Below are 11,912 nucleotides of genomic sequence, written 5' to 3'. Positions count from 1 at the left end.
GCAGTTTCTAAGGCTTTGAGTACCATACCTGATTCGACCACAGGTGAGATCAGTGAGAATTCTTTGAGTTGCATTCAACATCAGTGCATTCAGGGAATAACCCTCACTTTACCTGATTTTGGGCTTAACCGAACCGTATTGCATCCACTTGCGCCCAAAGTGAACAACCTAGCTCAATGGATTCATAATTGCCGAGGTTAAATTTGCGGGAATAACTAATAGAAACTGTGGTAGTCTTCATTCCATATTTCTCACTTCAAATATTATTTAATTGGCGAGCTTGTTAGTTTCAATCCGCAGCTTTCTACGAAATTGTTCAAAATCTCTCCATACAAACCGCAATCAATAATTATTCCCTCAAGCTGTTTCTTTAGCTTGACTGCTGCATCTTCTGCACAGTTACAGCAATCTTTATAACCTTCATCGCCTTCGCAATAAACATACTCTCTGTTGTCCATTGCTTTCAATAATTCATCAATATATTGTCTGAGAAGCTGAAGTTCTTCTTGTGCAAATTTGTCTGCTAACATAGTCAATCGTCCATGTCAATATCACTTCCTAATTGCGCGTAAGCGCCTCAATGATTTATATAAAATTTCCGCCTCAAAGATGAGGCGGAAACTAGCTAGCTTCCTTTGTCGCATATCTGTGCTGTTTTTGTTTGTTGAGAATTTATCTGTTGTTACCTATGCTTGGGATGTCTGTAGCTCTCTGCCAAGAGCTAACAATTAGCTTTGCGATAGTTTTCTACTTCTTTAATTTTCTCGCAATAATTTCCGCGAAGCGATAAAAAAAACACCAAGCCAGTAATCAGCTTGGTGATAATTATTAAAAATGCCGCCAAAGATTTTTGCTGATAGACTTCAAACTAACTGTTCTATTTTCTGTTTTTACTTCTAATGTTTGCACAACAGCTACATTATGAGATGGTAATAATGAATTAAGCAGTTCTCGCTGATGGTCAACATCCGCCGCACTTTGGTAAACTCTGGACGGATCTATTTGCATCCCCAAGGGCGTGGGAATGATTTTTAGATATTCATTGAGGGTTTGTAGATACCTATCATCAAAGTTTCGATTAGCGACATAAGGACGCAGAATATTGAGTAGATTAATTGCTCTGGTAATTTCTGAAACACTACGAGTAGAATCTATTTGAGGCTGACTTGCTTGATAGCCTTTCATTTTCTTTTCAGCTACAAGTTTGTTGAATTTAAGAACAGCTTTTTGATAGCTCTCTAAAAAATGCGTTTTAGTTTGGGATTTATAGCCTACTCGCCCCCATTCAACAATTAAATTATTGCTAGAAACTTTCGCACTCCAAAATTTGTTGCTGTTACGAACAGCATCAACAAAAACGAGATATGTTTCCATGTTTTTGAGTTTAAATTCAAAGATAATAGGCATTGTCTCCTAGCCGAAGGCAATGCCAAAGTTGTTAATTCATGTTGCGAAATCGCGCAGTCTTCAGTGATTTGGTTGTTTGTGCAACTGTACTAGAAGCCGGTCGCGCTATCTTCGCCCAATTCCTCATTCGCTCTACAGCCACTGCATCTTGGACAGCCAACGGTGTGATAGACTCTCGACAAGCCTCCAAATCCCCTAAAGTAACCTGCTGCGGTCTATCTTGATCAAATGCCAGTAGTGCCGCTTCTGCGGCAAGGGTTTCAAGTTCAGCCCCGGAGAACTTAGAAGTGTTTTCGGCAATAGCCTCTAGATACTCTTGTTGTACCTGGATACCGAATCTCTCCAGATGAATCTTGAGGATTTCGACTCTCTCTGGTGCAGTTGGTAGATCAACGAAGAAATTTTCGTCAAACCTTCCCTTGCGTTTCAACTCAGTTGGCAGTGCCTGGGGATCGTTGCAAGTGGCGACAACGAACACTCCAGCCGTACACTCAGACATAAAGGTGAGGATATTGCCCAGAATGCGCTGGGAAACACCACTTGTATCGCCGCTACCTGACAAAGCTTTCTGTCGGGTAGGTCAGGGATATTTCCATCCCTTTCCCCCCTCAGAACCGGACTTGTGCCTTTCAACACATCCGGCTCAAGCAAGTTACTAACTATCTGCTTTTCCAGATTGAGAATGGATTTGTTGATGGCAGAAAAGGTGTACAAATTGAAGGTTTTCGTAAGAGTCTTTGCCGCCAAGTCTTTTTGGTGTTTTATGATGCAGATGTAGTTCTTCCCCATTAAATAGGGATTCTCCACAAACTGGGCAGATGTATCCCTGCCTTCTAGCAATCTTCTGTCTGCCTGGTGATTGGTCATTGACTTTCGTCTTGTTCCTTTTGCGCCAGTATTCCCTTAAATTAGGGTCATCAGGAGATGCGTAGAGTTCGACCAGGGTGTGCCTTTGAATCGGGAACCAGCTAAACTTCAATAGATACCTACCTGTTTGTTTGTCTCCAAACACCCAGTTGTCGTATCTATCAAGGTTTAATCTTCCCCAATATTTAGCTTCGCGCCATCTATCAGGTTTACGAGGATGGGAGTATTTCACCCATCTCTGTTCCCGAATATACATCCAATAGTCAAGGTCGTGAAAGGTTTTTTTAGACACTTGAGTGCGGAAGTAATTTGCCCATCCCATGATTATGGGATTAAGTTTTTCTAAGATTACTTCTACTGGCTTACCTTTGCAGGCGAACCAAATTTCTCGCACTTTACTTTTCAACCTCTGTACAGACTTTTTACTGGGTTTAATAAGCGGTTTCCATCCAGATTTTGTAGTCGTTCTTGGATATTGCTTTATGTTAAAACCCAAGAAGTCAAAGCCTTTAGAAGTATGCACAATTTTAGTTTTCTCACTAGAGAGGGAAAGCCCCCTAACTTGCATCCATTCTTGTAAATCTTTGATTACCTGTTCAGCATCTTCTTGAGTTTTGCAAAATACTACAAAATCGTCCGCGTATCGTACCATTGCCCTCTTACTTCTCTCAGATATCCTACCATCTTTGGTATATTTGATATTGAGAAATTTTTCCATTCCATGCAAGGCAATATTAGCCAATAGTGGGCTGATAATCCCGCCTTGTGGTGTTCCAGTTTCAGTTGGATTCCATGTATGTTCCCGTTTTGATATTTCAATGAATCCGGCTTTCAACCATTGTTTGATTTGTTCTTTAGCAGGAAATCTGCTTATTTGTTGAAGTAAAAATTCCTGATTTATGTTGTCAAAGCATCCTTGAATATCAGCATCTACTATCCATTTTCTGGAACTATTACCTTTAGATAACACGTAGATACGTTGGATGGCATCATGGGCGCTTCTTCCGGGACGGAAACCATAACTACTACCTTCAAACTGAGCTTCCCACTCTGGTTCCAGAGCGTTTTTAACTATTGCTTGTAGGCATCGGTCTTGAATTACTGGTATTCCTAAAGGGCGTTTTTTCCCATTGGCTTTGGGGATATATATCCGACGTGCAGGCAAGACTTTCCAAGGGGTATTATTAGTGATTTTATCTACTAACTTCCCTCTGGCTGTTGGTGTTTTAACTAACACCTTGTCTATTCCTGGCGTTTTCTTGCCTTGGTTTTGCTGAGTAACCTTTCTTACTGCTAGAAGGCAGTTTGAGTAACTACGCAGCATCAATTTCTGGAGTGAGCGAACTTTTTTCCAGTCGCCCATTGCAGTAGCCCGGAAAATACGTTGTCTTAGATTCTTGACAATTCTGTTGGCTTTACGCCAATTGACGTTGTTCCAATCAGTTTGTTCTTTGGTTGAGTTTGTATTATTAAAATACATCTAACCTGCACCTCAGTTCAGTTTCTTTACATCGAATTCCAGGTAACTCACCTGCCTCACGTCAGCACCTTTTCAGGTCGGTTATTTAACCTATCCGCCCGGTTATAGGTTTCCCGTTGCCTTTCGGCTTGGCGGCTTTCGCTTGTTGAGGCATCCTCTTCCCATTCAGGAGTTCTGCTTTCCTTACGGTTGGCTTACTATGGTTATTAACAAACCACAGACCTGAATGGGGTTAACACGTTTCACACGGGTGAGATGCGGTTGGGGTGGGTGTCCTTTATACTCCGGGGCATTTGGTGTCCTTATTTGTACGGAGGTAGGACGTACAACCTTTTGCCCAATAATGCCGTTTCAGCCGTTTTCAGCATTTGGATCGTGACGAAGCCTCATCAAGGATTCACTTTCGTTCACCCGTCCAACCTTCCCTTAGCCCGGTCACATCTTTTGGCTAGATGCTTCCTTAGACATTTCCCCCTTGCAAAAGACCTAACCGTTACCAGTTACGCCCTTGGGGGCAGGGACAGCCTTGGACACTTGGCTGGGGAATTGTTTTCCCACTCACCTTAGAAGCCATCTGGCTTCTATCCCTTCGTGCGCTATCGTGTCGCACCAATCTCGTCTATCCACAATACGCACGGTGCGATGGCTTCAGCAGTTTTCAAGGCACGGCGAACATTGCCTTCAGATTCACCAACCAAACTGCCCAACATTGAGGCAATATCAAGTTGCAGTAGTGGTAAGTTGAGTATATTGGCAATGTTCTTCGCCAGCAGTGTCTTACCTACTCCGGGCGGTCCCGCCAACAGCACACCTTTAGGCTGTGGCAGATTGAGGGAACGCGCTTGTTGGGTGAACAGTCGCCGGCGACGTTGCAACCACTCACGCAATAGGTCTAGTCCACCAAATGGGATTGTCGCTGGCTTGCCCAACTCAATACCCATCTGAGCCAACAGCCGAGTTTTGTACTCAACAACAAGGGGTGTGAGTGTGGGATCAATTACTATGCCTTGTGCCGTCAGATTCTCTTTGACCGTTAATCTGAGAAAATCGCTGATTTCTTCCAAGGTCAGCCCTAGCGCTGCACGGGCAAGGTTTTCTTTTTCTTCACAAGTAAGCAAAACACGGAAAACTACTTCTTGCTCGGAGGCTGACTCTTGCAAGTAGAGTAAATATGAATCCAAATGCTGTTGAATCTGTCCAATACTAGGTAGTGGAACCTCGCAGTAAGGGATAAGCCGCACCAAGGACTCGTGCAACCGAATGTTTTGACCCAAAAGTACAATGCGTTTGTCTGTTGGCTTCAACCTGTGATAAAGGTTTTTCACAAGAGTCAGAATTTCCCAACTTAGTGGTGGGGAGTTTTTACCAATGAAGGGGTGGACATCTCCCAGAATGAATACCCCATTACTATCGAAACTGCTGATGTACTCGAAGACATAAATTAGCGGATCAATGTGAGCAGGTCTTTTGTACTCAGGTACAGGTTTGAATACTAGTCCCCCGTCCGAGGCAATCAAACATTGTTCTAGTCCATTAACTCCAAGATTCCAGAAATAGACTGGACTTTTGAGCTTGGACAGTGCTTCAGTAGTCAGCCATTGGACAATAGTTGTTTCTTCTGGCGATAAAACGTCAAGGGCAACGATGGGAATTTGAGAATCGATAGTTGTTATTAGACTTGACAATTTCATGATTGCAAATTTTGGTAGGGTAGTGGAGAAAGTTCGTCGTGAGTTTTTACAAGGTTGATAATTACCTCATACGGTTCGGCATCACCGCAAAATAGTTCTGCCACTCCGTTACGGTCTGGGTGTGCGATTGCAGAGATTAGAGCATTAATAAGCGCACACAGTCCTTCAGTATTGCCTTTGATGATCGTGGATTGCCGTGCTTTTTGTTGGGGATAAACGTGAACAAACGGGTGTTGTTGAGATAATTCACTCATTTTTCTATACGGGGGACATCCTTGCCCCCCTTCGTAGGTTTACTGCCGTAGGTGTGTTTGATGAGATGAAGTAGTCCTTTTTTGTTGCGTTTGCGCTTCGGCTTTGTAGATGCGATCGCCCTGTACAATCCCCAAGGCTTCTTCAAATGGTTGAGTCGCTTCCAGGCAAGAAAGCCCATCAAATCCTTCTGCCTCTATCTTCACTTCACCCGTAGTTTTGTCAAAATGTATCAGTATTGAACGTTCCATACTTATCTCCGTGCGTACTGTTTGACTTGTTGATGTGCAGCAAAAGTCAGACGTAGGGTCTGTAGTTGACCATTACTTGTCTCAGTGATAGTGCATTCGCCAAACTGTTCGGTAAGTTGGGCAGCTTTAGACAGAACCATTCTTCGTCCGTAAGCCTGCACCAAATTGTGAGTAAAGAAGTTTTGTCCTAGTCGGGGATTTGTTTCATAAGCATCGTGGATTATGTCGTATACTCCAGACTTGGAATTCCATCGAAAACCGATGTCTGCACGGGCTTTGATCGTATGACCAGGGATGATAATTTCAGCGCTTTGTGCTTGCGAAGAGCCATAATAACCTGTTAATGGGTATGGCTCCTTGTAAACTTTGGGTTGCAGCTTCAAATCTTGCAGTGCTTGTACCAAACCTTCTCGGTTGGTTAGCTTAGTTTTGATTGTTGAGAAATGTGACATTTGTTATCTCCGGAGTGGCAAATACTTTGTGTTTAACGGAACTTGAAGGACATCACGGTAGCTTTTGATAAACCCATGTCACCGCTTGCTAACTGTTGCAAGTTGCGTTGAGAGTCCAGCAGCTTAGAGGCTATTGCATCTATCTTTTGCTGAAGTTGCGATCGCTGCTGTGTCCCCAAATTCTTGGATGCAATTGCTGGATCATTAACGATGGAATCCAAATGATTCATCATTTCTTGGAGACTACTGCCTGCCTCCGGTGAAGCATTCGCCAACAACACCCGTATTTTCTGTAGGTGCTTAGACATCTTTTTCTTGAACTGGACTGGCTTACGTCCCGGTTCCCACTCGCTTAATTCTTCGAGCAACTGGGCTGCTAGTTGTTCACCTCCTGAGATCGCTGCTTCCCTTAATCGTTGCTCCAGGTTTTGGTCATACTCGTGGATAAATCGAGTTATTTGCTCCAAGCATTCGGCTTGTTGGTCTGATAACTGCTCACTGATTGCAGGAATGATAGTGGGTCGTCCAATCATTACCTGTAAATAATCTTCTAATTCCTCTAAAAGTGGGAATGCTTTGAGCAAATTCTGCTTGACTTGTTGTTGTTGTTCTATCTCTAATTGCCAAGCATTTAAAGATAGAAATTTGTCGATTCGAGAGTTATAATCTGCATAGCCTTTTTCATACTCTTTTTGAAGTTGACTACGCAAGGCAGGAGCAATCGAATCTCTAATTTCTAATAGTTGATTCCACACCAAAGGTGCTAAATCAATTGGACAAATCCAATCCCCATTGTCGTTACTCATCCACTCTTGTAGTGAGGCGATTTCTTGCCTCAACTCAGATGCGGCTTCGTCCAGGGCTTTGAAGACTTTGATTCCCTTTAAACCAACCTCCGAAGTTTTTATCTTCACCAAATCCGATTCTTGTTCGTCTTGAGAAGCTTTGAGGACATCCGCCCACTTTGGAGCGTTGCTTTTGGTAGTTTTCTTGAGTTGAATCTTGAAACGGATACGAGTCTTATTCAATTTCTGAAGGTTATAACGCTCTACTACAGCGTCTTTCAAGAATGTTTCTGTTGAGGAAGAAGCAACTACTTGTACCATATGTTTCTCGCTTTTCGCGCTTGTTCAAAATTATTGATGCGTAAGCATATTGGCGCTCAGAAAAAGGGGGTCTTTCCCCCTAGTAGTTTGCCTCTTCTGGTTGCTTGCCGCTGCCTGCTCAAGAGCTTGTTTGTATTGCTTTTACAGCCGCGATCGCTGTTTTTGCCGTCTGTTTCCAGTCTGTATCTTCTGTATAGGGTGCTTTGATATAGTAGGAGCCTATCCATACACGGCAGAACAGGACTGATTCATCATCTCCAGGTGCTGGCGAGATTGTGATTGGTTGGATCAATTGCTCATGGGTGAGAGATGCGATGGCACTCAATAAGGCTTTGCTGAAGTGGGTATCATGCCCGGATTCGAGTAAGTAAAGCCGATCTGCTGCAATAGTAGTACTCAGCTTATGGCAGGGCTTGCCACGTCGCGAAGTCTGTTCAAATTTCAATTCCTTCAAATATCCGGTGAGGGCAGTAGCATTAACAGGTACTGGCTCACCATTGGTCAAGGTATACCAAAGGCAATTATTGTGTTGTCGATTGCAGTAAATTTTGCAAATTCCTGTATCGTTGTGGAGTCCCAATTTTGGCTTAGAGAGTGCAGCCAACAGACTCTTGAGCAACTCTTCCTGTCGTGCAAGTGCTTGTAGTAGTTCTGTATCAGTAGTCATAAGCATCAGTTATAGTTGTTAGTTATCATTACCACGCCTGAACAAATCAAGAAGAAAGCACGTTTTGTTCAGGCTTTTCCCCGTTCTATGCCACCTTGCGTGGTCTACCACGACGCTTGGGTTCTGGCGCTGCTGTTACTGTAGTAGTCTTTTTGGATTTGGAGCTTGAGCGCTTGCTTTGGACTTTGGCGGGTGGTAACAACAATGTAGGAAATAGACACGCTGTTGCCTGCGACTGCTTTTTAACTTCGTCAAACTCACACTCAATCGGCAGCGTCCAGGGATCGGGTATAGTGAAAGTGAGCGTTTGTTTTTGATTAGTGAGATTAGTGCTGGTATTGTGCGAGAAGTCGGGTTGGGAGTGAGAAGCGATCGCTTGCTTAATAAGCTTATGTGTTAGCGCAACGAAATCTAATAGCATTAATGTGCCGAATGTAATGGTGATTGCAAAGATTGTGACTGTGAGAATATCTTGGTATTGCATTCTAAAAACTCCTATGTAAGTTTTGTCATCACAAGTTGCGCGTAAGCGCATTTATCTGTTGTTTTTTCTTAGGGATCTCCAAAAAATAAATTAGCAAGCGCCGTATTAAAAATATTTTGGCTCAACCCACCTTTGAGCGCGCTTTCGCTCTTCAGGCGCGCCTCGACTTAGGGGCTAATTTATTCGCTCCCTTGTGCCTTAGCATCCTTGCCTTGAAGGGCGTTGGTCAGGCGTGTCTTAGCCCGGTAGGGCGCAGCAAGAACTCCACGCTCTCCAGCTTGAATGAGTCGAATAAATATAAGTCCGACCAACCGACCAACTTATTTTTATACTCTGCGTATCACTACGTGTTTCAATAAAACTACTATTTATACTACAAAGAACGTCAAAACACTAGGAGTACTCCAAATAATAAAATGCCCAGCCGTCGCTTTCGCCGTTTAGGCGAAAGCGCCTAAATCTTTGGGCGGATGCCAAAATATATTTAATACGGCTGGGCATTTTATTACTTGGAAAGGCCTAGAGGTAGTGGCAGCAATGAAAGTTATAAAGAGCATCAATTAAGTATAAATACTCTAAAAATCTAATTATTAATAGTAACTCGCCTGATAATAACTATATGTAGAAGTAATTTTGATAAAAAAATAAATTGACATTGAATATATAAACACAAAATCTAAAATAAAATATTGTCAATTGAATAACAAATACGGTAAATAAAATTAATCAGTTAAAGTACTATAATTTACCCAAGTGCTAATTAATCGATATTTTTAATATTGTTTGATAAAGTAAATAATGGTATGAGATATAAAAGCAGTCTGATAATTTCGGTTATATATAAGCAAAAAAGCCTGATATACTTAGGAATAAGACGTATTAATTTAGGTTTTAGATTTTGAATGATTAGGAGTTGATGTCTAATAAAAGAGTAATAATTCTATTGATTAAAATTCAATTTAGTGCCAAATAATCATATATTTAATTTGAGATATTGTTTAATTAATCTGAAGCTGTCTTCCTAAAATTCTTATTAAGATGAAAAAAAGAGAGTATAAAAATATAGTATAGATAAGCTAAATAAGTATCTTAGCTTGATATTAGAAAAAAGCTAAATATATTGCCCAATAATTTTCAACAGATTTATTATATGTATGCCATATGTACCACACATGACAGTCGCATTTGACATCAAAAAAGTGGGAGCAAACGAAATTGATCAAGTTATTACACATTTGCATCGGAAAAAATAATTCGAGAACCTCATTTGTTTATTGATGAACAACAATAAAGAGCAATTCCTGAAAGCCATCTCTGGCAAGGTTTTTAAGCTTTATTAAGTTCTCAAACATTAGGGGTAAGCTGCTAGAGATTTGCAACCCAATTAATAGTCTGATTGATTTTTCAAAAATTTTAATGGCATACAGATGGCATACATATGACATGCTAATGGTGTACACTGATTTGAGGCAGGGGGAGAAGAAGCAAGGGGGCGGGGTGCAGGGAGCAGGGGGCAAGGGGATAGTGCAAGGGGATTCGACCCACTCTACCGTGACATCACGCTTGTGAAGTGGGAGACTCAGACCCGTGTTCCCCTCTGATCCACAACACCTTCTAGGGGTCATTTCCCCCCACTCCCCGCCCCCTGCTTCTTCTCCCCCTGCTAAGAGCCTCTTATTCAACTCCCACCATTCAGGATATGGAAAATATGGCGCGTCCGAAACAAAATTTTAAGATAGCTTTAGATTTAGCCAACTCCAGTATAAAAGTAGCCACTCTTGATTACGAAGACCGCATAGAGAGTTACATCGATACTCAATGCAGTCCATCAGATAGCTTAGGCAATGTCGTGATTAAAGATAGGACTCTTAGCAATACAGAAGTATTCTGTGTAGGGTATGGTGCAGCAAAATCTCCAACTGGACGAGCGACAGTCATGGATAAAAGCGCCAAGATCAAAGAAATTCAGAAACTGTATTTAGGTGCTTTGGCGCACTTTCCCCAACTTCCGAGTGTGATGAAAAATTATATAGTAGTGTCCTCTCATGCTTGGCAGTCTCATAAGGAAGAAATCAAGGGGAAGTTAGAGGTTTGCCTAAATTTGTGTCTGGCAGGTAAAGATGTGGAATTATCAACAGAAGTACTTTTAGTAGTGCCAGAAGGATTTGGTGCAATTGTAGACTACAGCGAAGAAAGAATAGCGACCCTGGATTTTGGAGCAGGAACAACTCTACTGACTCCTTATATTGGCAAGCGTCCGCAAGAGACATTAGTTTCTAACATCGGAGTAAATCAACTGTACCTAATGATCACTTCAGCGATGAAAGGTAAGAATTACGGTTACACAGGGGATGTGCGAAAAATCCGTGAACAAATAGAACTAGGTTCTTTTTATGTAGAGGGGTGCAATATCAAAGAAATATATCAGCAATGCCTAGTGCAGTGGTGGAATGAAAATCTCAAAGAACACAGTTACGAAGCAGTGAGACTAACAAAGTCTGGTTACAGGGTAATTTGTATTGGAGGTGGTGTAAGCTTACCAGGTTTTGCAAAAGTGCTGACATCTAAGGGATTAGAAGTGGTGAGCGAGCGCCCAGAGATGGCTTCTGTGCGAGGGATGTTCAAGCTGGCGATGCAGCAAGCGGCGAAAAAAGGAGTGTAGGTAATGAGTAACGAACCAAAGTGGGAAAAAGCGCGGATTAGAACCAGAGAAGCTGAAATCGTTCGGGCAGTAGCAGCACACAGAGGCGAAAAATTTATTGATGCGCTCTACCATATAATTAATTTTTATTGGGATTACAAAAGAGGTTTACTACCACATAGTCAGTTGACTCCGAAAGCAGGTGTACCAATAATAGAACAGACATCAACATCACAAGAGGAAACTACAATAGACGTTGACCTTGATATGTTTGCGTGAACTATCTTTGGAATAAACCTGTAGAAATGGGTGAAGTCAATTCACCCCAGCACAGGGATTTTAGCTAATTACTGATCTCAAGCTTGTAACTACTAAATATATATAAATGCTTGGTTTTTATCTTGACCCAAAACGTTTTGGGTCAAGATAAGTAATTAATAACTTCAGAAATGTTAGCTTTTGAGTCAGATAGTGACGCATTTAGCGCTTAGGCCTTTCCAATTAATAAAATATCCAGCCCTCGCGTTCCGCCTGAAGGGCGGAACGCTCACCAATTCTTGGGTTGAGCCAAAATATATTTGATAGGGCTGGATATTTTATTTTTTGGAGATCCC

12 protein-coding genes and 2 pseudogenes are annotated in these 11,912 nt (G+C 42.0%); 3 read left to right on the top strand and 11 right to left on the bottom strand.

Annotated features, from left to right (window positions below):
• On the top strand, positions 1–201 hold a 201-nt coding region (locus ACE1AT_RS14385), incomplete at its 5' end, for a hypothetical protein (RefSeq protein ID WP_374869396.1).
• 62 nt (positions 202–263) lie between these two features.
• Here ACE1AT_RS14385 and ACE1AT_RS14380 read toward each other — a convergent pair.
• From ACE1AT_RS14380 to ACE1AT_RS14330, 11 genes and pseudogenes are all read right to left on the bottom strand, one after another.
• Positions 264–530 (bottom strand): hypothetical protein, encoded by a 267-nt coding sequence (locus ACE1AT_RS14380; protein ID WP_374869394.1) that lies wholly within the window; start codon positions 528–530, stop codon positions 264–266.
• A 298-nt stretch (positions 531–828) separates the two neighbouring features.
• Positions 829–1,374 carry a WGR domain-containing protein gene (locus ACE1AT_RS14375; RefSeq protein ID WP_374869398.1) on the bottom strand — a complete coding sequence of 182 codons (546 nt, stop codon included), beginning with the start codon at positions 1,372–1,374 and terminating at the stop codon, positions 829–831.
• 64 nt (positions 1,375–1,438) lie between these two features.
• Positions 1,439–1,978 (bottom strand): annotated as a pseudogene (locus ACE1AT_RS14370) (AAA family ATPase); the annotation flags it as partial.
• An 84-nt stretch (positions 1,979–2,062) separates the two neighbouring features.
• Positions 2,063–3,754, bottom strand: coding sequence for a group II intron reverse transcriptase/maturase (gene ltrA / locus ACE1AT_RS14365; RefSeq protein WP_374869392.1), 1,692 nt, complete (start codon positions 3,752–3,754; stop codon positions 2,063–2,065).
• 611 nt (positions 3,755–4,365) lie between these two features.
• Positions 4,366–5,445 (bottom strand): annotated as a pseudogene (locus ACE1AT_RS14360) (AAA family ATPase); the annotation flags it as partial.
• Positions 5,442–5,699, bottom strand: a complete 258-nt coding sequence (locus tag ACE1AT_RS14355; protein ID WP_102180127.1) for a hypothetical protein — start codon at positions 5,697–5,699, stop codon at positions 5,442–5,444. The gene ACE1AT_RS14355 and the pseudogene ACE1AT_RS14360, both read right to left, overlap by 4 nt.
• Before the next feature lie 39 nt (positions 5,700–5,738).
• Positions 5,739–5,948: a DUF2997 domain-containing protein gene (locus tag ACE1AT_RS14350; RefSeq protein ID WP_374869390.1), complete on the bottom strand. Its 210-nt coding sequence runs from the start codon at positions 5,946–5,948 to the stop codon at positions 5,739–5,741.
• A 2-nt stretch (positions 5,949–5,950) separates the two neighbouring features.
• A complete protein-coding gene (locus ACE1AT_RS14345) occupies positions 5,951–6,400 on the bottom strand; it encodes a DUF1257 domain-containing protein (protein WP_374869388.1) in 450 nt (149 codons plus the stop codon).
• Between the two features lie 32 nt (positions 6,401–6,432).
• Positions 6,433–7,506: a hypothetical protein gene (locus tag ACE1AT_RS14340; RefSeq protein WP_374869386.1), complete on the bottom strand. Its 1,074-nt coding sequence runs from the start codon at positions 7,504–7,506 to the stop codon at positions 6,433–6,435.
• A 118-nt stretch (positions 7,507–7,624) separates the two neighbouring features.
• A complete protein-coding gene (locus ACE1AT_RS14335) occupies positions 7,625–8,173 on the bottom strand; it encodes a hypothetical protein (protein ID WP_374869384.1) in 549 nt (182 codons plus the stop codon).
• 85 nt (positions 8,174–8,258) lie between these two features.
• Positions 8,259–8,657, bottom strand: coding sequence for a hypothetical protein (locus ACE1AT_RS14330; protein WP_374869382.1), 399 nt, complete (start codon positions 8,655–8,657; stop codon positions 8,259–8,261).
• 1,708 nt (positions 8,658–10,365) lie between these two features.
• On the opposite strand from ACE1AT_RS14330, the gene ACE1AT_RS14325 reads away from it, so the two are divergent.
• Both ACE1AT_RS14325 and ACE1AT_RS14320 read left to right on the top strand, forming a co-directional pair.
• Positions 10,366–11,319 (top strand): ParM/StbA family protein, encoded by a 954-nt coding sequence (locus tag ACE1AT_RS14325; RefSeq protein ID WP_374869380.1) that lies wholly within the window; start codon positions 10,366–10,368, stop codon positions 11,317–11,319.
• A 3-nt stretch (positions 11,320–11,322) separates the two neighbouring features.
• Positions 11,323–11,577 (top strand): hypothetical protein, encoded by a 255-nt coding sequence (locus ACE1AT_RS14320; RefSeq protein WP_374869378.1) that lies wholly within the window; start codon positions 11,323–11,325, stop codon positions 11,575–11,577.
• Positions 11,578–11,912 lie beyond the last annotated feature (335 nt).

The sequence above is a fragment of the Pelatocladus sp. BLCC-F211 genome (assembly GCF_041928655.1).
In the GTDB taxonomy this organism is placed as follows: domain Bacteria; phylum Cyanobacteriota; class Cyanobacteriia; order Cyanobacteriales; family Nostocaceae; genus Pelatocladus.
The sequence above is the reverse complement of the archived record's forward strand: the minus strand, read 5'-3'. Positions and strand labels throughout refer to the sequence as shown.

What these genes read in the sequence shown, in the direction of transcription:
- ACE1AT_RS14325 (WP_374869380.1), top strand. Translation starts at nt 10,366, where the DNA reads ATGGCGCGTCCGAAACAAAATTTTAAGATAGCTTTAGATTTAGCCAAC.
- ltrA (WP_374869392.1), bottom strand. Translation starts at nt 3,754, where the DNA reads ATGTATTTTAATAATACAAACTCAACCAAAGAACAAACTGATTGGAAC.
- ACE1AT_RS14350 (WP_374869390.1), bottom strand. Translation starts at nt 5,948, where the DNA reads ATGGAACGTTCAATACTGATACATTTTGACAAAACTACGGGTGAAGTG.
- ACE1AT_RS14320 (WP_374869378.1), top strand. Translation starts at nt 11,323, where the DNA reads ATGAGTAACGAACCAAAGTGGGAAAAAGCGCGGATTAGAACCAGAGAA.
- ACE1AT_RS14330 (WP_374869382.1), bottom strand. Translation starts at nt 8,657, where the DNA reads ATGCAATACCAAGATATTCTCACAGTCACAATCTTTGCAATCACCATT.
- ACE1AT_RS14345 (WP_374869388.1), bottom strand. Translation starts at nt 6,400, where the DNA reads ATGTCACATTTCTCAACAATCAAAACTAAGCTAACCAACCGAGAAGGT.
- ACE1AT_RS14335 (WP_374869384.1), bottom strand. Translation starts at nt 8,173, where the DNA reads ATGACTACTGATACAGAACTACTACAAGCACTTGCACGACAGGAAGAG.
- ACE1AT_RS14340 (WP_374869386.1), bottom strand. Translation starts at nt 7,506, where the DNA reads ATGGTACAAGTAGTTGCTTCTTCCTCAACAGAAACATTCTTGAAAGAC.
- ACE1AT_RS14355 (WP_102180127.1), bottom strand. Translation starts at nt 5,699, where the DNA reads ATGAGTGAATTATCTCAACAACACCCGTTTGTTCACGTTTATCCCCAA.
- ACE1AT_RS14375 (WP_374869398.1), bottom strand. Translation starts at nt 1,374, where the DNA reads ATGGAAACATATCTCGTTTTTGTTGATGCTGTTCGTAACAGCAACAAA.
- ACE1AT_RS14380 (WP_374869394.1), bottom strand. Translation starts at nt 530, where the DNA reads ATGTTAGCAGACAAATTTGCACAAGAAGAACTTCAGCTTCTCAGACAA.